The sequence below is a fragment of the Streptomyces chumphonensis genome (assembly GCF_014779715.1).
GTDB lineage: Bacteria > Actinomycetota > Actinomycetes > Streptomycetales > Streptomycetaceae > Streptomyces > Streptomyces chumphonensis.
On sequence record NZ_JACXYU010000013.1, the window covers coordinates 131,055 to 148,985 of the forward strand.

General features: G+C 70.9%; 16 protein-coding genes and 1 pseudogene. 9 read left to right on the forward strand and 8 right to left on the reverse strand.

Annotation, left to right across the window (positions count from 1 at the left end; translation table 11 throughout):
• Positions 1–174: 174 nt before the first annotated feature.
• A pseudogene (locus IF129_RS21255) lies at positions 175–390 on the reverse strand (class I SAM-dependent methyltransferase); the annotation flags it as partial.
• Between the two features lie 101 nt (positions 391–491).
• Here IF129_RS21255 and IF129_RS21260 point away from each other — a divergent pair.
• The 3 genes from IF129_RS21260 to IF129_RS21270 are packed head-to-tail and all read left to right on the forward strand — an operon-like array spanning position 492 to position 3,105.
• The gene (locus IF129_RS21260) at positions 492–1,259 is read left to right on the forward strand and encodes an ABC transporter ATP-binding protein (protein WP_191211362.1); all 768 of its coding nucleotides are present in this window, start codon (positions 492–494) and stop codon (positions 1,257–1,259) included.
• Positions 1,256–2,488: an ABC transporter permease gene (locus IF129_RS21265; RefSeq protein WP_318153871.1), complete on the forward strand. Its 1,233-nt coding sequence runs from the start codon at positions 1,256–1,258 to the stop codon at positions 2,486–2,488. Before IF129_RS21260 ends, IF129_RS21265 begins: the two co-directional genes overlap by 4 nt.
• Entirely contained in the window at positions 2,482–3,105 is a 624-nt protein-coding gene (locus tag IF129_RS21270; protein WP_191211363.1) for a hypothetical protein, read from the forward strand. The genes IF129_RS21265 and IF129_RS21270 overlap by 7 nt, the downstream gene beginning before the upstream one ends.
• A 48-nt stretch (positions 3,106–3,153) precedes the next feature.
• Here IF129_RS21270 and IF129_RS21275 read toward each other — a convergent pair whose 3' ends face one another.
• Both IF129_RS21275 and IF129_RS21280 read right to left on the reverse strand, forming a co-directional pair.
• Positions 3,154–4,017, reverse strand: coding sequence for a hypothetical protein (locus IF129_RS21275; protein WP_191211364.1), 864 nt, complete (start codon positions 4,015–4,017; stop codon positions 3,154–3,156).
• 236 nt (positions 4,018–4,253) lie between these two features.
• Complete coding sequence (locus IF129_RS21280; protein ID WP_318153872.1) at positions 4,254–5,291, reverse strand: 2-dehydropantoate 2-reductase; 1,038 nt, start codon at positions 5,289–5,291, stop codon at positions 4,254–4,256.
• Positions 5,292–5,441: 150 nt separating this feature from the next.
• Here IF129_RS21280 and IF129_RS21285 point away from each other — a divergent pair, with 150 nt between their 5' ends.
• The gene (locus IF129_RS21285; protein WP_191211365.1) at positions 5,442–5,990 is read left to right on the forward strand and encodes a GNAT family N-acetyltransferase; all 549 of its coding nucleotides are present in this window, start codon (positions 5,442–5,444) and stop codon (positions 5,988–5,990) included.
• Positions 5,991–6,210: 220 nt separating this feature from the next.
• Here IF129_RS21285 and IF129_RS21290 read toward each other — a convergent pair whose 3' ends face one another.
• Complete coding sequence (locus IF129_RS21290; protein WP_191211366.1) at positions 6,211–6,510, reverse strand: DUF6342 family protein; 300 nt, start codon at positions 6,508–6,510, stop codon at positions 6,211–6,213.
• Positions 6,511–7,250: 740 nt separating this feature from the next.
• Here IF129_RS21290 and IF129_RS21295 point away from each other — a divergent pair.
• The 5 genes from IF129_RS21295 to IF129_RS21315 all read left to right on the forward strand — a co-directional run bounded on the left by IF129_RS21295 (position 7,251) and on the right by IF129_RS21315 (position 12,747).
• Positions 7,251–8,456: a hypothetical protein gene (locus tag IF129_RS21295; RefSeq protein WP_191211367.1), complete on the forward strand. Its 1,206-nt coding sequence runs from the start codon at positions 7,251–7,253 to the stop codon at positions 8,454–8,456.
• Between the two features lie 603 nt (positions 8,457–9,059).
• A complete protein-coding gene (locus tag IF129_RS21300; protein WP_191211368.1) occupies positions 9,060–10,319 on the forward strand; it encodes a LolA family protein in 1,260 nt (419 codons plus the stop codon).
• Between the two features lie 58 nt (positions 10,320–10,377).
• Positions 10,378–11,340, forward strand: a complete 963-nt coding sequence (locus IF129_RS21305) for an ABC transporter ATP-binding protein (RefSeq protein WP_191211369.1) — start codon at positions 10,378–10,380, stop codon at positions 11,338–11,340.
• On the forward strand, positions 11,327–12,250 hold the full coding sequence (locus IF129_RS21310) for an ABC transporter permease (RefSeq protein WP_191211370.1): 924 nt from the start codon (positions 11,327–11,329) through the stop codon (positions 12,248–12,250). The genes IF129_RS21305 and IF129_RS21310 overlap by 14 nt, the downstream gene beginning before the upstream one ends.
• Positions 12,251–12,390: 140 nt before the next feature.
• Positions 12,391–12,747, forward strand: a complete 357-nt coding sequence (locus tag IF129_RS21315; protein WP_191211371.1) for an SRPBCC domain-containing protein — start codon at positions 12,391–12,393, stop codon at positions 12,745–12,747.
• 39 nt (positions 12,748–12,786) lie between these two features.
• Here the strand turns inward: IF129_RS21315 and rarD are convergent, their stop codons facing one another.
• The 4 genes from rarD to IF129_RS21335 form a co-directional block, all read right to left on the reverse strand.
• Positions 12,787–13,800 carry an EamA family transporter RarD gene (rarD, locus tag IF129_RS21320; RefSeq protein ID WP_381481589.1) on the reverse strand — a complete coding sequence of 338 codons (1,014 nt, stop codon included), beginning with the start codon at positions 13,798–13,800 and terminating at the stop codon, positions 12,787–12,789.
• Between the two features lie 174 nt (positions 13,801–13,974).
• Entirely contained in the window at positions 13,975–15,072 is a 1,098-nt protein-coding gene (locus IF129_RS21325; protein WP_191211372.1) for a 2-oxoacid:ferredoxin oxidoreductase subunit beta, read from the reverse strand.
• The gene (locus IF129_RS21330; protein ID WP_318153873.1) at positions 15,065–16,951 is read right to left on the reverse strand and encodes a 2-oxoacid:acceptor oxidoreductase subunit alpha; all 1,887 of its coding nucleotides are present in this window, start codon (positions 16,949–16,951) and stop codon (positions 15,065–15,067) included. The genes IF129_RS21325 and IF129_RS21330 overlap by 8 nt, the downstream gene beginning before the upstream one ends.
• Before the next feature lie 213 nt (positions 16,952–17,164).
• A complete protein-coding gene (locus tag IF129_RS21335) occupies positions 17,165–17,836 on the reverse strand; it encodes a LuxR C-terminal-related transcriptional regulator (protein WP_191211373.1) in 672 nt (223 codons plus the stop codon).
• Positions 17,837–17,931 lie beyond the last annotated feature (95 nt).

Consider the following 17,931-nt stretch of genomic DNA (forward strand, 5'->3'; position numbering starts at 1 on the left):
GTGTCGCTGGCGTCACCCAATCGTCACGCAAGGTCACAGAGTCTGTCCACGTTTCGTACCCGTACGCCGACCGAGCGTAGGAGTCCTCCGGCCCTATACTGCTGAGACGGCGACGCCCGGTACTCGTTGCTCTCGCCATCGAAGGCATGTGCCGAGTCAGGGAGAAGAGGGGCTTTCGGCCGTACTCCGCAGGTACTCCAGCGTGTCGGCGCAGACGAAGCGGGCGCCCCGCGGTCCCCACCGCTCGGTGGTGTGCGCGACCATGACGGGCGAGAGGTCCACGCCCGTCGCCCGTACTCCTCGCTGGGCGAGGTGGGCGAGGGCCCGTCCGGTGCCGCAGCCGAGCTCCAAGACGGTCGCCGGGTCGCCGAGCAGTTCGGGACCGGGCCCGGACTGCGACGTGCGGGCGGTCCGAGAAGATCACAACGGGGTACGGTGCGCGGGTAAGCTCCCGACCGGTCCCCGCTCCTGCGCAGGCAATTGGCTTGGAAATGCTCATAGTTGACGTGAAGGCTTTGCACCAGGGGTACCGGGGGAAGCCGGTGGTCCGGGGTGTCAGTCTCGGGCTTGGAGCCGGTGCCTTCGGGCTGCTCGGGCCCAACGGGGCGGGGAAGAGCACGCTGCTGCGCAGTCTCGCCACCGTGAGTGCGCCGACCTCGGGGACGCTCCGACTCTTCGGTCACGACGTGCGCACGCGCAAGGAGTTGCGCGCGGCGCGACGCGGAATCGGGTATCTCCCGCAGAGTTTCGCCCACCCGGCCGACTTCACCGTCACGGATTTCGTGCGGCACTGCGCGTGGTTGCGCGAAGTACCGCGACGTGACATCCCACGTTCGGCGTCGGAGGCCATCGAGCAGGTGGAACTCCAGAGCCAGGCGGGCACCCCGCTGCGGAAGCTCTCCGGTGGCATGCGCCGCCGGGCCGGTATCGCCCAGGCCATCGCCGGCCGTCCGGCACTGATCATCCTGGATGAGCCCACGACCGGTCTTGACCCCCATCAGCGGGTTCGCTTCAGGGAGTTGGTGCGTGAACTGGCGCGGGACAGCTGCGTCCTGCTGAGCACGCACCTCGTCGAGGACGTGGCACACACGTGCGCCCGTATGGGCGTGCTGTACGAGGGCACACTGCGGTTCGTCGGGCCCCCTGCGGAGTTGCAGGCGCTCGGCACGGCTGACGCGCCGGGGGACACTCCACTGGAGCGCGGGTACGCGACGGCCCTCGGCGCGCCTCCCGTCCAGGATCGGGGAGGCGCCCAGTGACCGGATTCCTCATCGAGTTCCGACGGAGCCCGATGCGGTGGGCGGCGCTTCCGCTGTTCGCCGCTTCCGTAGCGATGGTCTTCTTCGTCGGCGGTTCATGGCAGGGCTCGTGGCCGGAGACGTCGGCGGCGACGACACGGGCGGCCGTGCCGTTGATGATCGCCGGGGTCGGCCTGGCCGCTCAGCAGGCGTCCCGGCTGCGCCGCAGCGGCTCCGATCTGCTGCTGGCCGCGCGCCCCCTGCCGCAGGTGGAGCTCACCCGGCTGGCCGCCGACGCCGCGTGGCTCTCTCTTGTCTATCTGCTGTGCACGGTTGCCGCCTGGGCGACGGCGGTGGGCGCGCCCGGCGGGCCCTGGCTCGAGTACCCGGTGTTCGGCCTGAGCGGCATCGTCTTCGCGCTGGCCCTGGGGCATGTGCTCGGCCGCCTCGCTCCGACCCGCTTCACCGGCGCGGTCGCGGCGATCGGCGGCTTCCTGCTGTTCAGCCTGGTCTTCAGCACCAACTTCTCCCCGCTGGCCTACACCGCCTTCTACCACGCGATCGACGTCCGTCTGTCCTCCGTGCATCTGACGTGGCGTCTCGTCGTCATGGCGCTGGCCCTGGCGGCCGCGTGCACGGTGGGCCGGCTGCTGGAGACCGGCGGTCGCAGAGTGGCGACCTCGGGCACCGGTGCCTTCTTCTCTGCGGCAACCCTCATCGCCGTGGCCGCCATGCCGGGAAGCGGCAGCCTTCTTCTGGCTGACCGGGAGGCCGAAGAGCCGGTGTGTGCGCCGGGTGGCGGTAGCTCCGTCTGCGTGTGGCCCGAGCACGCGGACCGTCTTCCGGAAGCGGTCGAAGCGGCGGGGAAGGTCGCCCGTGCCGCCGAGGGCGTTCTTCCTCCTCCTGCGCGGTACAGCGAACATGGGCTCGGGGACGGTGGCACCGGGGGCTTCACCCTGGACCATGGTTCCCGGGACCTCCTGCACACGCTCCTCCTTGAGCTGACCGATGCGCACAAGACGTGGTGCGAGGACGAGTCGGAGAAGGACCTGCAGAACCGGGTGAACGCGGGCCTCCGGCTGGAAGCGTGGCTTGAGGCGCGGGCGACGCGCTCCGCAGAGTTGCCGTCCTACGACTACGCGGGGGACGTCTCCTGGCAGCAGGAGGTCCGCGACGTGCTGACGCTCCCCGAACCGCGCCAGGTCGAAACCGCCACGACGTGGGCCGAGGAGATGCGGGCACCGTGCTGACGCGAGAAGACGGAGCGTTCTCCCCGCTCCGCAGCCACCTGTGGTCCCACCACGGCGTACGGTCCATCCTCTTCATGGCCGGGTGCGCCGTCGCCCTGACGTGGTGGGGTGGGCAGGCCGTCCTGTTCCCCAACCTCAGTGGCGAGGAGGCGATCCCCGCCACCGGGGCCGCGTTCGTTCCGCTTCTCCTGGGTGTGGGCGTGCTGATGTCGACCATCGACGACATGGCGGACTTCTCGCACACCGCCGCCCTGCCCCGGCGCCGCGTCCTCAGCCTGCACCTCGCCGTAGCGTTCGGATGTGCGACGACGCTCACCTGTCTCGCGCTGTTCCTGTCCCGGGACGCCGCTGCCGTCCCCCTGGCCCTGCGGAACCTGCTCGGCTTCACCGGGCTCTCGGCGCTCTCCGCCGCCCTGCTCGGCCCCCGGCTCGCCTGGCTGTTCCCCGTGGCCCATACCGTGCCGACGTTCCTGATCGGGTCGCCGGGGGAACGCGGCGCTGACGCGCGGTGGTGGGAGTGGCCCCGTGCGGCGGCGGAGAACGGAACGGCCTGGGCCCTGGCCGTCCTCCTGCTGGTCGCCGGTACCGGCGCCTTCCTGTGGCGCGCTGAGCGGTAGCCCGGAGGAAGGTTCCCGGCGGGAGTGGGAGGTGACTGTTCAGCCACGTCATGTGGGCGCCAGCACCATGGGGCCTACATGGGCCCATTCCACGCGCCAGTCGAACGGATCGTCACCGTTCTTGTCGCTGTAGAACACGGTGACGTCGTCGTTCGAGCGGTCCACGCCGATGTCCCGGATCTCATGGTCGCCGCTCTGGTAGTTGAGTGCCCAGCCCGTGAGCAGGAAATCGGTGTGGGAGGGGCTCGGGATGGAGATCTGCCGGCCTCCGCGTGCGCTACCCCGGAGTATGCCCGTGCTGACGTTCGTTCCTGCCAGGGGGCGTGGCACGGCGATGAAGTCCACGAGGTAGCCGAACGTGTCGTCCCCGTTCTTGTCGCGCATCGCCACATGCAGGTCCTTGCCCCGGAACCAGACGCCGACGCGGTCGAGCTCGTGGTCACGTCCTCCGGTGAAGAACATCTTGAAACCCACGAGAGCGAGCAGCGGGTCACCCGAGGCACGGGGGCGTACCGGGGCGTCGCCGGCGCTTGGAGGGATCGTCAGGGGGCGGACGACGTGGTCCACGGCGCCGACGTCGCGGACCTGGTACCGCTGGGCCCCCGGAAGCCGCAGGAGCGAGTGCGAGACGCGGTAGAAGAACTCCTCGCCCGCCGCGTTGGCGTCCTGCAGGGCCGGGTGCAGTTCTCCGTCCGGAAGGGCGATCGGGCTGAGGTCCGCGTTCGGTGAGAGGTCGTGGGACGCTCCTCCCGCGAGGACCTGTATCAGCTGGATCTCGTGGTCGCCCGGCGTCGGATCGCCGACGTCGTAGCCCAGGTAGAAGCCCCGCAGGGCGGGTGTACGTCCCTGGAAGGAGGGATAGGGCTCCCCTCCCTCGAAGGGTTTTGCGAAAGCTGCCGAACTGACGAACATGTCGTCACTTCCTCGCCTGTCGGCATCCATGTGCGAGAACTGGGGATCGCGGTGCTGAGCCCTGGGGGCGGGAGCGATCCGGCCGACGCGGAGTCGTCTCTCCGCACAAGGCGATGAAGGGCCTCACCATCTGCCCGGAGAACCCCTCCTCTCACCAGCGTAGTGCTGTGACCAGGGCGTTGCCATGGCGAGGCCGGACGGGAGAGGTGACCTCGCGCCTCGTCGGGACGAGGCGATCAGTGCCCCGGCACCTGTCGGTCCTCGGTCGCGTCGGACGTTCCGGACAGGGCGTGGAGGAGGGCGGGGCCGGTCCAGGGGCGGTGGAGGCCGGGCTGTTCGGCGGCGTGCACGAGGGCGGCGAGGCGGGCGTTGGCCGGGGCGGTGAGGCCGTGGCGTCGGGCCATCGCGACGACCTCGCCCTGGAGTGCGTCGACCTCGGTGGCGCGTCCGCGTTCCAGGTCCTCCCACATCGAGGAGCGGGCGTGGGCGTCGACGGCGAGGCTCGCGGCGGCCACGCGGCGGAAGGCGGCGTCCGGCAGGCGCAGCACCCAGGGCGTGAGGCGGGCCGGGACGGGGCCCAGGCGGGCGGGGCGGACGCCTGCAGCGGCGAACGCCGCCAGCGCCTCCTGCTGGCACCGGGCGAGGCACAGCCGGTAGGCGCGCTGCCCGAGTTGTTCGCGCAGGGGCAGGCCGGAGAGGGCGTTGACGGCGTTGTTGAGGTTCATGAGCAGCTTGGCGTGCTGGACGCGCGGCATGTCGTCGCGCGGTTGGACGTCCAGCCGGGCCGCCCGCAGCGCCGCGACCAGCGGTCGGGCGGCCGGGTGGGCGTCGAGCATCAGCGCCCCGGTGGTGCCCTGGTGGAACGTGCCGGGCCCGGTGTGGACGACGTTGTACGGCACCATCCCGGCGAGGACGGTGGTCTGCGGCAGGGCGTCCCGCAGGAGGCGCGCGTTGTGCAGCCCGTTCTGGAAGCTGACGACGGTGGTGTCCGGGCGCAGCCGTCCGGTCAGTTCGCGGGCGGCCGCGGCCGTCGCGGCGGACTTGACGGTGACGAGGACGTAGTCGGCCCCGGCCAGCGCGTCGGGGTCGGTGGTGCGGGTGAGCAACTCGGGTGGGACGTGGGCGCGGGCGCGGCCGGCGCCGCTGAGGGTCAGGCCGTCGGCCAGTCCGTCGAGGACGGACGGGCGGCCGACCAGGGTCACGTCCGTGTGCCGCGCCAGGTGTCCGCCCAGGTGGCAGCCCATGCTGCCGGCGCCGAGTACCGCGACTCTCACCGGGTCCCCTTTCCCGAGTTCGGAGTTACCCGACGGTACCGGCGGTCGGGCCGACGGCCCAGCCCTCGGACGTCGCGTCTCCCGTGGCCGGACGGGACCGCAGGGCAAAAGGGTTTGCCGAGGGCCGGTGGCCCCGGATAGGAAGCTCGCATGCTCAAAGGCGGCAAGGTCGGGCTGCGGGCCCGGCACGACGAGGACATCCCGATCCTGCGGGCCGAGCTCTACGACGACGTGGTGAACTCCGCCCGGTCCGAGGGTGGTCCGTGGCGGCCGTTGCCGCCCGGCACGAAGGATCCGCGTCTCGTCGTGGACGAGACGCGGGAGGGAAGCGTCTCCTTCTCCGTGGTGGAGCTGGCGGGCGGCACGTTGGTGGGCACCGCGAACCTGTGGGGCATCGATCCGCACAACCGGTCGGCGCACGTCGGCGTGGGGCTGCTGCCGTCCGCCCGGGGGCAGGGCTACGGCACGGACGTGGTCGGGGCGCTGTGCCACTACGGGTTCGTGGTGCGCAGCCTGCAGCGGCTGCAGATCGAGACGTTGGCGGACAACGTCGCCATGCTGCGCGCGGCCGAGCGCAACGGGTTCGTTCGCGAGGGGGTGCTGCGCTCCTCGGCCTGGGTCATGGGCGCGTTCCTGGACGAGGTGGTGCTCGGCCTGCTGGAACGCGACTACCGGCAGAGCGCCGCCGCTGCCGTGTGACTCCGTTCGCCTGGCCGGGCGTCGGTCGGGCCGGGACGCGAGTGTGGGCGATTCCTGGGCGTCCCCGGGGAACAGCGTGGGGGTGACGACGAGAACCGTCATCACCCCCACAGCGGCCGCAGGCGTGCGCGAACGCCCTCACGCGGCTGCTGACCTCCTCGGTTCCGCGGAGCTCGCAGGACTTCGCCGTGGAACCGAGGAGGGATCACCGCGTCGTGGGTCAGTACGACAGATCCCGCTGCCCCTCGATCACGCGACCGGCGATGTGGAGGTTGCCGTCGGAGTCGAGGATGGCGATGATCTTCTTGGTCGAGCCGTAGTGCGTCGTGAAGTAGATCTTGTCGGCCTCCTGAGAGGTCGAGTAGTTCGAGTTCACGGACAGCTCGATGCTCACCGGCGAGCTGATGAGCACGTCCTTCTTCGGTGAGTTCGGGTAGGTCTGGTTCTGCCGCAGTTTGATACGGCCGTGGGTGTCGCCCTCGTCCCAGTCCGTCGCGAGTCCGAGATCGATGTCCGCCATGTCTTCCCCTCCGGTGCTGCGGGCCGCGCGTCCCGGGCCTCTGGCGCCGTGTGCGGCGCGAAGCCCGACGACCTTCCCGCTCCCCAATGAATGATCCTGTCGGCTGAGTGGAACGTCGCTCCCCTCGCGCCGTTCCAGAACCTACACAGCTCGATCACTTCAGGAAGACGAAGGACTTGAGATGCTCGCATCTGGTCAACTCAAGCCACTACTAGACGACTTGTGATCACTTCTGTGTGAGTATGATGATCTTTTCGTGATGGGATCAGATCGCCCGCCCCGCGACGGCCGCAGGTCCACCGGTCGAACCGGACCGTCGGCGGCCCCTGCCCGTGGGGCCGCATGACCTCTCCTGGTAGGTCATGACGTCGTGGCGCTCCGCCTCGCCCCCGGAGGCCGGGTGCGAGTTCGTCCGGCTCCGAGGCGGCCTGACCAGCAGGATTCACCTGGCCTGCGACAGAGTCGGCCGTCCGCCCGCCCTGCGCTGCCATGGGCGGCAAAGCCGTCCCCCGGCCTGGGCGCCACCGTGTGCGTCGTGTGTCGCTGCTCCCTCCCTACCTCTCACCGGCGCCGAACACGCGTTGGACCGCATTCCACGCGGCCCCCGGAAGAGTGGTCCCTTCGTATACCGCTTGCCGGTCGCCCGGTCGCGCGGGAAACCTGCTGTGGCGGCGACTTGACGCGCACTTGCCCCGAACTGCTCCCGCCGCACTGCATTCGGCAAGAGAGAGGGCCAAGAATTGAACGAGTCGCACACTGTCGACAGCCCGCGGGCGAGTGGGATGGGAACGGGTTCGTTCGCGAGCCCCGACGACATCCCCGACAGCGGCCTGCGCTACGCGGTTGCCCTGCCGTTCTACCAGAAGCACGGCATTTACGTCGAGAACGCGGGTAGAACCATCGAGGTGAAAGGAGGGGCCCATGAGCTGAAGGTTGAGGAAGTGCGATCCACCACTCAGACGATCCCCGTGGGTGGCGGCGGTGATGACGACTGGCGTAGCACGCTCAAATCGGTAGTGGGAATCACCGTCAAAACTGCAGAAAATGCCCTGAGAGAAAAGTACCCCATCCTTCCTGACGGTGCGATTTCTGGCCTGCTCGGGTTCGGTGCAAGCAGTGCCGATTCGGTAGGCAAGAAGGAGACCATTTCCTTCGGTGTCAGTGATACGGTCAAAATTGTCCCCCTCATTGGGAAGGCCATCCTTGCCCGCCCCGTATATTTCAAGATCAAATCAGTATCCGACGAGTGGGTGAAGCAGCGCGCGGGGACCCTGAGGCTGGTGAGGGGAAGCGTCGTATCGGATGTCGTGGTGAAGACGGGTTGGATTCTGGAATGCCCCACCGCCGGGGGAGGTATGAGGCTCGCCCGGCAGATGCCGAGTCAGCCCCGGGCGGGGGTGGAGTACGATTTCCAAGCCGACACGATGCTCAACGTCCCTACGCCCATTCTCCCAGAAGTCGAAGAATGCGCGCCTCCTACGGGGCCGCCTGACCGGATGGCGACACGTGAAGGGGAAAGCGGCGTCCGGTGGCATTTTTCCGGGCCGCAAGAAAGCAGGGTTGAATCGCTGGGCAGTGGTCTTCGCAAAGAATCCGGGTGGCCGTGGGATCGCACCTGGAACACGGGGATCTCGGTGCGATGCCCACCTCCGAGGTACCAGGGAGACTCCAGGACGTACGGATGCTACCGGGTCAGGTACCGCGTGGAGGCGACGAGCCCACATGTCGGCAACTGGGACTGGGGGACCCGGTCGCAGGGAACGGTCTCCTTCACCCGGGGGATGAGGACAATCAGGGAGGACGAGTCCGACCCCAGGACCATGGCTCAGCACAACGGAATTCCTGCCGATGGCAGTGAGTACGAGTACGAATTGCAGTTCGACGCGAGCCTTGAGCCCGTACTGGCCAGGCCGAAGGTACACGTCGACATCATTCCCGTCAGATAGCGGCCACCTCAGGATTCCGCCCCCGTCTGCACGGCCCATACCGAGAACCGTGTGTTGGTGTACCGCGCGTTCGAAATCGCCGTACCGGTCGTCGATGCCCGGCCGCCACGTGAACGACCTGAACCGGCCACTGGGCATGGCGGATTCGGGTCGCACTCACGGACACGCCCGCCGAGAGGGCGCCCTCACGGAGACCGCCAGGGCCGGCATGGTTCCAGGGCGTGTTCGACAGTTGATCCTGCGGTCGGTCGCGGTGAGTTGCGGTTGCGGTGTGGGGCGGAAGGAGCTCCTGCCGCCTGGCGTTGACGTCCGGCCAACCGCTCGTCGTGCCAGACGTGTCCACGTCCGTCAGCACCAGGCATCAGGGGCTCATCGGCTCCCGCACGGTATCCCCAGCTCATCACGCACGACCCCCTAGGGGGCGGGTGCGACCTGTCGGGGCGGACGTCATCCCCGGGGTGTAGTGGGGTTGGCCCTGTCGGGTGACGCCGGAATCGCCCCGATCTGATGGGCTGGTCATACCACCCCGCACCGTTACGGGTGACAATGGCGGCGGAGGACACCAGGGGGTGGACGCCGCCCACGTACGGAGGTAGCGCACTTATGGAGCACCGGCCCAGCACGTCGCGCAACAAGGCGATGCGGTACGCGGTACCCGTCGCGGTGGCGGCCGTCGCGGCGGCGGGTGTCGGCCTGGTCCCGGCCCTCGCCGACAGCGGCGACCCGGACCTGCCGGACATCACGGCGCAGGAACTCATCACCAAGATCGCGGAATCCGACGTCGAACAGCTCTCCGGCACCGTCGAGCTCAGCTCCGACCTGGGCATTCCCGGGCTGGACGCCGCGTCCGACGGCGGCGGCCTCTTCGGCGGCCACTCCGGAGGGCCCGAGGAGAAGGGCGAGGACGGCGGGGGAGACCCGGCACAGGGCGGGACGGACTCCCCGGCCGACCCGGCGGGCAGGCTGACCGGGCTGCTCGCCGGTGACCACACCCTGCGGGTCGCCCTGGACGGCCCCGAGCGGCAGCGCGTCTCCGTGGTGGAGGACGCCGCCGAGTACAGCCTGATCCGCAACGAGGGCGAGCTGTGGGCGTACGACAGCGCCAGCGACACCGCCTTCCACGCCGAGCTGCCCGAGCACCCGGAGGGCGGCGAGGAGCACGGTAGGGGCGGCCCCGGCTCGCTCACCCCGCAGGAGGCGGCCGAGCGGGCGCTCGCGGCCGTCGACGACTCGACGTCGGTCACGGTGGACGGCACCACGAGCGTCGCCGGGCGGGACGCCTACGTGCTCGCCATCGCGCCGAAGGACGCGCCGGACTCCACGGTCGACGCCGTCCGCATCGCCGTGGACGCCGAGAACGGCACGCCGCTGCGCGTCACCCTGGACGCCCGGGGCGAGGGCGACCCGGTGGTCGAGGCGGGCTACACGAAGGTCGACTTCGGGAAGCCGTCCGCCGAGCTGTTCGACTTCACGCCGCCGAAGGGCACCGACGTCACCGAGGCGGACGAGCTGGCCGAGAAGCACGGCCGGGGCATGAACGGCCTGCCCGAGGGCCTGGACGGGCTCCCCGGCCTGCCGGGTGCCGACGGCGCCGACGGCCTGGGCGAGAGCGCGGAGGTCATCGGCGAGGGCTGGGACGCCGTCGTCAAGATCGAGGGACCCGAGGGCCTCGCGGGCGGCGAGCTGAACTCCCGGGAGGCGCAGCCGCTGCTGGACGCGTTCTCCGAGCGGGTCAGCGGTGAGTTCGGCGAGGGCCGCGTGTTCAGCACCACGCTGGTCAACGCGCTGATCACGGAGGACGGCAGCGTCTACGTCGGGGCCGTCACGAAGGACGGGCTGCTGAAGGCCGCCGGGACGGACTGACCGTCCCGCGCACGACCACCCCGCGCACGACCGTGTCGGGGGACGACGAGGGAGACACATGGACGCGCCGCCGACCGCCGGGGAACCGGCCGTGGAGGCCCGCGGGCTGAGCAAACGGTTCCGCGGCGGTCAGCTCGCCGTCGACGGCCTGGACCTGCGTGTGCCGCGCGGCAGCGTCTTCGGCTTCCTCGGGCCGAACGGCTCCGGGAAGACGACCACCATCCGGATGCTGCTCGGGCTCGTCACGCCCACCGACGGCAGCGCCGCCCTGCTCGGCCGTCCCATGCCGGCCGACGCGCGGCGGGTGCTGCCGAAGGTGGGCGCCCTCATCGAGGGCCCGGCGCTGTACGGGTTCCTCTCCGGCCGGGACAACCTGGCCCGCTTCGACGCCGCCGACCCCACCGCCGACCCGGCCACCCGCCGGGCCCGCATCGACGCCGCGCTGGACCGCGTCGGTCTGGGGGCGGCGGCCCGCAAGCACGCCCGGACGTACTCGCTGGGCATGAAGCAGCGCCTCGGCCTGGCCGTCGCGCTGCTCCAGCCCCGGGAGCTGCTGATCCTGGACGAGCCGACGAACGGCCTGGACCCGCAGGGCATGCGCGAGATGCGCACCCTCGTCCGCGAACTGGCGGGGGACGGCACGACCGTCTTCCTCTCCTCGCACCTGCTGGACGAGGTCGAGCAGGTCTGCACGCACACCGCCGTGATGGCGCGGGGACGGCTGCTCGCCCAGGGCCCGGTCGCCGAACTGGCCGCCGGTGCGCGGGGGCGCCTGGTCGTCACCACCCCGGACGCGGGCGACGCCGCCTCGGTGCTGAAGGAGCACGGCGTGACGGCGCTGAGCACGGAGGGGGACCGCGTCACCGGGGACCCGCCCACCGAGCCGGGCACCGACCTGGCCGACCTCAACGCCGCCCTCGTCCACGCGGGCGTCCGCGTGCGCTCCTTCGGCGTGGAGAACGGCTCACTGGAGGACGCCTTCGTGGCACTGACCGGGGAGGGCTTCGATGTCGCCGGCTGACGGGGCGGCGAGCGCCGTCCGCGCGGAGGCCGCCGCGAGCGGCCCGGGGACGGCCGTCCGGCGCCCGTCCCCGCTGTGGACGCTCTCCCTCTTCCGCAGCGAGCTCACGGTGACGCTGCGCCGCTGGCGCACCCTCGCCCTGCTCGGCATCCTCGCGGTGCTGCCGGTGCTCATCGGCATCGCCGTGAAGATCGAGACCGGCGGCGGGGACGGCGGCGGTGGCGGGGACGGCGGCGAGGGACCCGCGTTCATCAACCAGATCACCAACAACGGCCTGTTCCTGGTGTTCACCGCGCTCGCGGCCACCCTTCCGTTCTTCCTGCCGATGACGGTCGGTGTGGTGGCGGGGGACGCGGTGGCGGGCGAGGCGAGCGCGGGCACCCTGCGGTACCTCCTCGTCGCTCCCGCCGGACGCACCCGGCTGCTGCTGGCGAAGTTCGCCGCCCTGCTGGTCTTCTGCCTCCTGGCGACGCTCGTGGTGGCCCTCTCGGCGGTGCTGGTGGGCGCGGCGCTGTTCCCGCTGGGGGACATCACGCTGCTGTCGGGCGTCACCGTCCCGCTGTCCGAGGGGCTGCTGCGCGCCCTGGCCATCGCGGTGGCCGTGGCGGTCTCGCTGGTCGGGCTCGCGGCGCTCGGCCTGTTCGTCTCGACGCTCACCGGCAGTGGCATCGCCGCCATGTCCGCGACGGTGGGGCTGCTGATCACGGTGCAGATCGTCGGGGCGATCCCGCAGCTCGACGTCGTCCACCCGTACCTGTTCCCGTACCACTGGATGTCCTTCGCCGACCTGCTGCGGGCGCCCGTCCCCTGGGGCGACATCCTCGCCAACGCCGGGCTCCAGGGCGTCTACGCCGCCGTCTTCGGCTCGGCCGCCTGGGCCCGCTTCACCACCCGCGACATCACCTCCTGAGGGCTTCTCGAACGCCGCTCGACGGCCCCCGGACGCGCTCCGCGCCCGGGGGCCGTTGTCAGTGGTGACCGCTAACTTTGTAGGTGTCGGAGGGTGCCGGAGGGGGAGTCGGCACACGCTCGCGAGCGAGGAGGCGAGTCATGCCCGCAGGACTCACACAGGGCGCCGGCAGGGAGGTGGGGGCGCGGATCGTCGGGGCGATCCCGCGACCGCCCGCCGCCGTGTGGGACGTCATCGGCAGTGAGGAGGGGTCGGCCCCGTGGCCGGGGCCGGGTGCGCGGTCGGCTCCCGAGAGGGGCACGCAGGACACGACGACGGAGGGGACGACCGGCGAAGTGCGCAGATACCGCTCAGGAGACCGCAGCAGGCTCACCTACCGCCCGCACGGGGACGACCACCACACGACGTTCCAGGGGACCGTTTCCGTGGCGGCCGTGGGGCGGCAGGAGCTCCGCTTCCCCCGGGTGACGGACCGGATGGTCGCCGCGCTCGGCTGAGCCGGGCGTGCCGGGGGCCGGGCGTCGGCCCCCGGCACGTCAGGACGTCGGGCCGACGGGGGCCTGCGGGAGGTCGGCGGGGGTGACGCCGCCGGCGGGGGACGGCCGGCGGCGCCGGGCCTCCCGCAGCGCGGTCCGGTTGCGCCGGGCGGTGCGCAGGGCGTCGAAGGTCAGCACGCACAGCGCCACCCACACCAGCAGGAACCCGGCCCAGCGCTCGGGCGGCATCCGCTCGTCGAAGGCGAGCAGCCCCAGCAGGAACATGAAGGTGGGCGCGAGGTACTGGAGCAGGCCGATGGTGGAGAGCGGCACCCGCATCGCGGCCGCGCCGAAGAGGATCAGCGGCAGGGCCGTCGCCAGGCCGGCACCGGCGAGCAGCAGGGCGTGCGGCAGGCCCTCGGTGGTGAACGTCGACTCGCCGCGCCCGCCGAGGAACAGCAGGAAGCCGAGGGCGGGGAGGAACTGGAGCAGAGAGTCGGCGGTGAAGCCCTCCAGGCCGTCGAGCCTGGTCTGCTTCTTCACGAGGCTGTAGGTCGCGAAGGTGACGGCCAGCGTCAGGGAGATCCAGGGCACCTCGCCGTAGGCGACGGTCATGACGGCCACGGCCGCCGCGCCGATGCCGACGGCCGTCCACTGCAAGGGCCGCAGCCGCTCGCGCAGGACGACGACGCCGATCGCGATGGTGACGAGGGGGTTGATGAAGTAGCCGAGTGACGCCTCCAGCACCCGCTCCTCGGTGACGGCCCAGATGAACAGGTACCAGTTGACCGATATCAGGGTGGCGGAGACGGCGACGAGCCCGAGCCGCTTGGGCCTGCGGAACAGCGCGCCGATCCACGCCCAGCGGCGCACGGCGAGCAGGATCAGGGCGGCCGTCGGCAGCGACCACACCATGCGGTGCGCCATCACCTCGGCGGCGGACGTGGACTGGAGCAGGTGCCAGTACAGGGGCAGGAGCCCCCACATGCCGTACGCGGCGAACCCGTACAGGAGCCCGGTGCGGGTCTCGCTCGTGGACGACAACGCTGCCTCCTCCGTCAAGGTGCTGCTCATGATGAAGGTAACGCCCGGCACACCCCCTTGTCATTCCCGTAATGAGCAGACACTCATGACGCCCGTCACGCCCGCCCCGGCGGCCGGTCCGCGCCCGGCCCCGGGTGCCGGGGCACGACGTGCGGCGGCCCGTACCCCGGTGGGGCACGGGCCGCGTCGCGGTGGTGCGGAGGGTCAGCCGACGACCGTCCAGGTGTCCTTGCCGTGCAGCAGTGAGGACAGGTCGCCCTTGCCGTTCTGCTCGACGGCCTGTTCCAGCTGGTCGGCCATGAGCGTGTCGTACACCGGCCGCCGCACGCTGCGCAGGACGCCGATCGGCGTGTGGTGCAGAGTGTCCGGGTCGGCCAGACGCGACAGGGCGAACGCCGTCGCGGGTGAGGCGTCGTGCGCGTCGTGGACGAGTACGCCGTCCGTGCCGTGCGTGGCGACGTCCACGATCCGCAGCTCGCCGGTGGCCGCGTCGCGCACGACGCCCCGGGAGCCGAGGCCGTCCTCCGCCGGGGTGCCGAACCGGATCGGCTGCCCGTGCTCCAGCCGGATCACCGCCTCGACCGCCTGCTGCTTGTCCTTGAGCACCTCGAAGGCGCCGTCGTTGAAGATGTTGCAGTTCTGGTAGATCTCCACCAGCGCCGTGCCCGGGTGCTCGGCGGCCTGGCGCAGGACCTCGGTCAGGTGCTGGCGGTCGGAGTCCACGGTGCGGGCCACGAAGGACGCCTCGGCGCCGATCGCCAGGGAGACCGGGTTGAAGGGCGCGTCCAGCGAGCCCATCGGCGTCGACTTGGTGATCTTCCCGGCCTCGGAGGTCGGGCTGTACTGGCCCTTGGTGAGACCGTAGATCCGGTTGTTGAACAGCAGGATCTTGAGGTTGACGTTGCGCCGCAGGGCGTGGATCAGGTGGTTGCCGCCGATGGACAGGGCGTCGCCGTCACCGGTGACGACCCACACCGACAGGTCGCGGCGGCTGGTGGCCAGGCCCGTCGCGATGGACGGGGCGCGGCCGTGGATCGAGTGCATCCCGTAGGTGTTCATGTAGTACGGGAAGCGCGAGGAGCAGCCGATGCCGGAGATGAAGACGATGTTCTCCTTCGCCAGCCCGAGCTGGGGGAGGAACCCCTGCACGGCGGCGAGGACGGCGTAGTCACCGCAGCCGGGGCACCAGCGGACCTCCTGGTCGGACTTGAAGTCCTTGGCGGTCTGCTTGGCGTCGGCCGTGGGCACCAGCGACAGCGCGTGTGACGCGGACGCCGGGCCCCCCGTGAGGACGTCAGCCATGGTCGATGGCCTCCTTGATGACGGTGGCGAGCTGCTCGGCCTTGAAGGGGAGGCCGCGGACCTGCGTGAAGGGCTGGGCGTCGACGAGGTACGTCGCGCGCAACAGCATGGTGAGCTGCCCGAGGTTCATCTCGGGCACGATCACCTTGTCGTAGCGCTTGAGCACCGCGCCGAGGTTCGCGGGGAACGGGTTCAGGTGCCGCAGGTGGGCCTGCGCGACGGCGCCGCCCTCCCGCCGCACCCGGCGCACCGCCGCGGTGATGGGCCCGTACGTCGAGCCCCAGCCGAGGATGAGCACCCGTGCCGCGCCGTCCGCGTCGTCGACCTCCAGGTCGGGGACGTCGACGCCGTCGACCTTGGCCTGCCGGGTGCGGACCATGAAGTCGTGGTTGGCCGGGTCGTAGGAGATGTTCCCCGAGCCGTCCTGCTTCTCGATGCCGCCGATGCGGTGCTCCAGACCCGGCGTGCCGGGAACGGCCCACGGCCGGGCGAGCGTCCCCTCGTCGCGCTTGTAGGGCCAGAACACCTCGGTGCCGTCGTCCAGCGTGTGGTTCGTGCTCGTGGCGAACTGGGTGCGCAGGTCGGGCAGTTCGTCGGCCTCCGGGACGCGCCACGGCTCGGAGCCGTTGGCCAGGTAGCCGTCGGAGAGGAGGAAGACGGGGGTGCGGTAGGTGAGGGCGATGCGCGCCGCGTCGAGCGCCGCCGTGAAGCAGTCGGCCGGGGTGGCCGGGGCCACGATCGGCACCGGCGCCTCGCCGTTGCGGCCGTACATGGCCTGGAGCAGGTCGGCCTGCTCGGTCTTGGTGGGCAGGCCCGTCGAGGGGCCGCCGCGCTGGATGTCGATGATCAGCAGCGGCAGCTCCAGGGAGACCGCGAGCCCGATCGTCTCGGACTTCAGCGCCACGCCGGGGCCGGAGGTCGTCGTCACCGCGAGCGCACCGCCGAAGGCGGCGCCGAGCGCGGCGCCGATGCCGGCGATCTCGTCCTCGGCCTGGAACGTCCGCACGCCGAAGTTCTTGTGCTTGCTCAGCTCGTGCAGGATGTCGGAGGCCGGGGTGATCGGGTACGAGCCCAGGTACAGCGGGAGGTCCGCCTGTTGAGACGCGGCGATCAGTCCGTAAGACAGCGCGAGGTTGCCGGAGATGTTCCGGTAGGTGCCGGCGGGGAACGCCTGCGCCGCCGGGGCCACTTCGTAGGAGACGGCGAAGTCCTCGGTCGTCTCACCGAAGTTCCAGCCCGCGCGGAAGGCCGCGACGTTGGCCTCGGCGATCTCCGGCTTCCTGGCGAACTTCGTCCGCAGGAACCGCTCCGTGCCCTCGGTGGGCCGGTGGTACATCCACGACAGCAGGCCGAGGGCGAACATGTTCTTCGAGCGCCCGGCCTCCTTGCGGCCGAGGTCGAAGCCCTTGAGCGCCTCCACCGTCAGCGTCGTGAGCGGCACCGGGTGGACGGAGTAGCCGTCCAGCGAGCCGTCCTCCAGGGGGCTCGCGGCGTACCCGACCTTGGCCATCGCGCGCTTGCTGAACTCGTCGGTGTTGACGATGATCTCCGCGCCGCGCGGCAGGTCGGCGATGTTCGCCTTGAGCGCGGCGGGGTTCATCGCCACCAGGACGTTCGGCGCGTCGCCGGGCGTCAGGATGTCGTGGTCGGCGAAGTGGAGCTGGAAGGACGAGACGCCGGGCAGCGTCCCGGCGGGCGCGCGGATCTCGGCCGGGAAGTTCGGCAGCGTGGAGAGGTCGTTGCCGAACGACGCCGTCTCCGAGGTGAAGCGGTCCCCCGTGAGCTGCATGCCGTCGCCGGAGTCCCCCGCGAACCGGATGACGACCCGGTCCAAACGCCGTACTTCCTTGGCGTTCTCATGGCTGACCTGACTGGTCACGTGCTAGGACCTCCCTCGGGCCGGCGGGCTCACCGCCCATCGTACGTGCGCGTTAGGTTGACCTTCGTAAGGCTGACCGCATCGTGGACACGATAATGAGACACCGTGCCACCCGCGCCCGACGGCGTGCCGTCAACCCCCCGAAGGGGCTCGTCGTACGAACTGCCAGTCTGACCGGCAGGGATTGAGCCCGCCTTCATTGTGGGCGGAGACCTACGACCGGAGATAGGTGAGGACCGCGAGCACCCGACGGTGATCTCCGTCACTCGGCGCCAGCCCCAGCTTCATGAAGATGTTGCCGACGTGCTTCTCCACCGCACCGTCGCTCACCACCAGCTGCCGCGCCACGGCCGCGTTCGTGCGCCCCTCGGCCATCAGCCCCAGCACCTCCCGCTCCCGGGGCGTCAGCCCGGCCAGGACGTCCTGCTTGCGGCTGCGGCCCAGCAGCTGCGCCACCACCTCCGGGTCCAGCGCCGTGCCGCCCTCCGCCACCCGGGTGACCGCGTCCACGAAGTCGCCCACCTCCGCCACCCGGTCCTTGAGCAGATACCCCACCCCGCGCGTCGAGCCGGCCAGCAGCTCGGTGGCGTACTGCTCCTCGACGTACTGCGACAGGACGAGCACCCCCAGGTCGGGGAACTCCTCCCGCAGCTCCACCGACGCCCGCAGCCCCTCGTCCGTGTGCGTCGGCGGCATCCGCACGTCCGCCACCACCACGTCCGGCAGCCCCTCCGCCCCGGCCAACGCGCGCACCGTCCGGCGCAGCGCCTCGCCGTCCGCCACCCCGGCGACCACCGCGTGGCCGCGGTCGGTCAGCAGCCGCGTCAGCCCCTCGCGCAGCAGCACCGAGTCCTCGGCGATCACCACACGCACGCTCTTCCCCATCGTTCCCTGCCCTCGCCCCTGGCCGTTCTGCCGTCCTGCTGCCGTCGCCAGCATTCCAGAACGACGGCCCCGCCCCCACCGCCCGGCCTCACTCC

What these genes read in the sequence shown, in the direction of transcription:
- IF129_RS21260 (WP_191211362.1), top strand. Translation starts at nt 492, where the DNA reads ATGCTCATAGTTGACGTGAAGGCTTTGCACCAGGGGTACCGGGGGAAG.
- IF129_RS21275 (WP_191211364.1), bottom strand. Translation starts at nt 4,017, where the DNA reads ATGTTCGTCAGTTCGGCAGCTTTCGCAAAACCCTTCGAGGGAGGGGAG.
- IF129_RS21285 (WP_191211365.1), top strand. Translation starts at nt 5,442, where the DNA reads ATGCTCAAAGGCGGCAAGGTCGGGCTGCGGGCCCGGCACGACGAGGAC.
- IF129_RS21290 (WP_191211366.1), bottom strand. Translation starts at nt 6,510, where the DNA reads ATGGCGGACATCGATCTCGGACTCGCGACGGACTGGGACGAGGGCGAC.
- IF129_RS21300 (WP_191211368.1), top strand. Translation starts at nt 9,060, where the DNA reads ATGGAGCACCGGCCCAGCACGTCGCGCAACAAGGCGATGCGGTACGCG.
- IF129_RS21305 (WP_191211369.1), top strand. Translation starts at nt 10,378, where the DNA reads ATGGACGCGCCGCCGACCGCCGGGGAACCGGCCGTGGAGGCCCGCGGG.
- IF129_RS21310 (WP_191211370.1), top strand. Translation starts at nt 11,327, where the DNA reads ATGTCGCCGGCTGACGGGGCGGCGAGCGCCGTCCGCGCGGAGGCCGCC.
- IF129_RS21315 (WP_191211371.1), top strand. Translation starts at nt 12,391, where the DNA reads ATGCCCGCAGGACTCACACAGGGCGCCGGCAGGGAGGTGGGGGCGCGG.
- rarD (WP_381481589.1), bottom strand. Translation starts at nt 13,800, where the DNA reads ATGAGCAGCACCTTGACGGAGGAGGCAGCGTTGTCGTCCACGAGCGAG.
- IF129_RS21325 (WP_191211372.1), bottom strand. Translation starts at nt 15,072, where the DNA reads ATGGCTGACGTCCTCACGGGGGGCCCGGCGTCCGCGTCACACGCGCTG.
- IF129_RS21335 (WP_191211373.1), bottom strand. Translation starts at nt 17,836, where the DNA reads ATGGGGAAGAGCGTGCGTGTGGTGATCGCCGAGGACTCGGTGCTGCTG.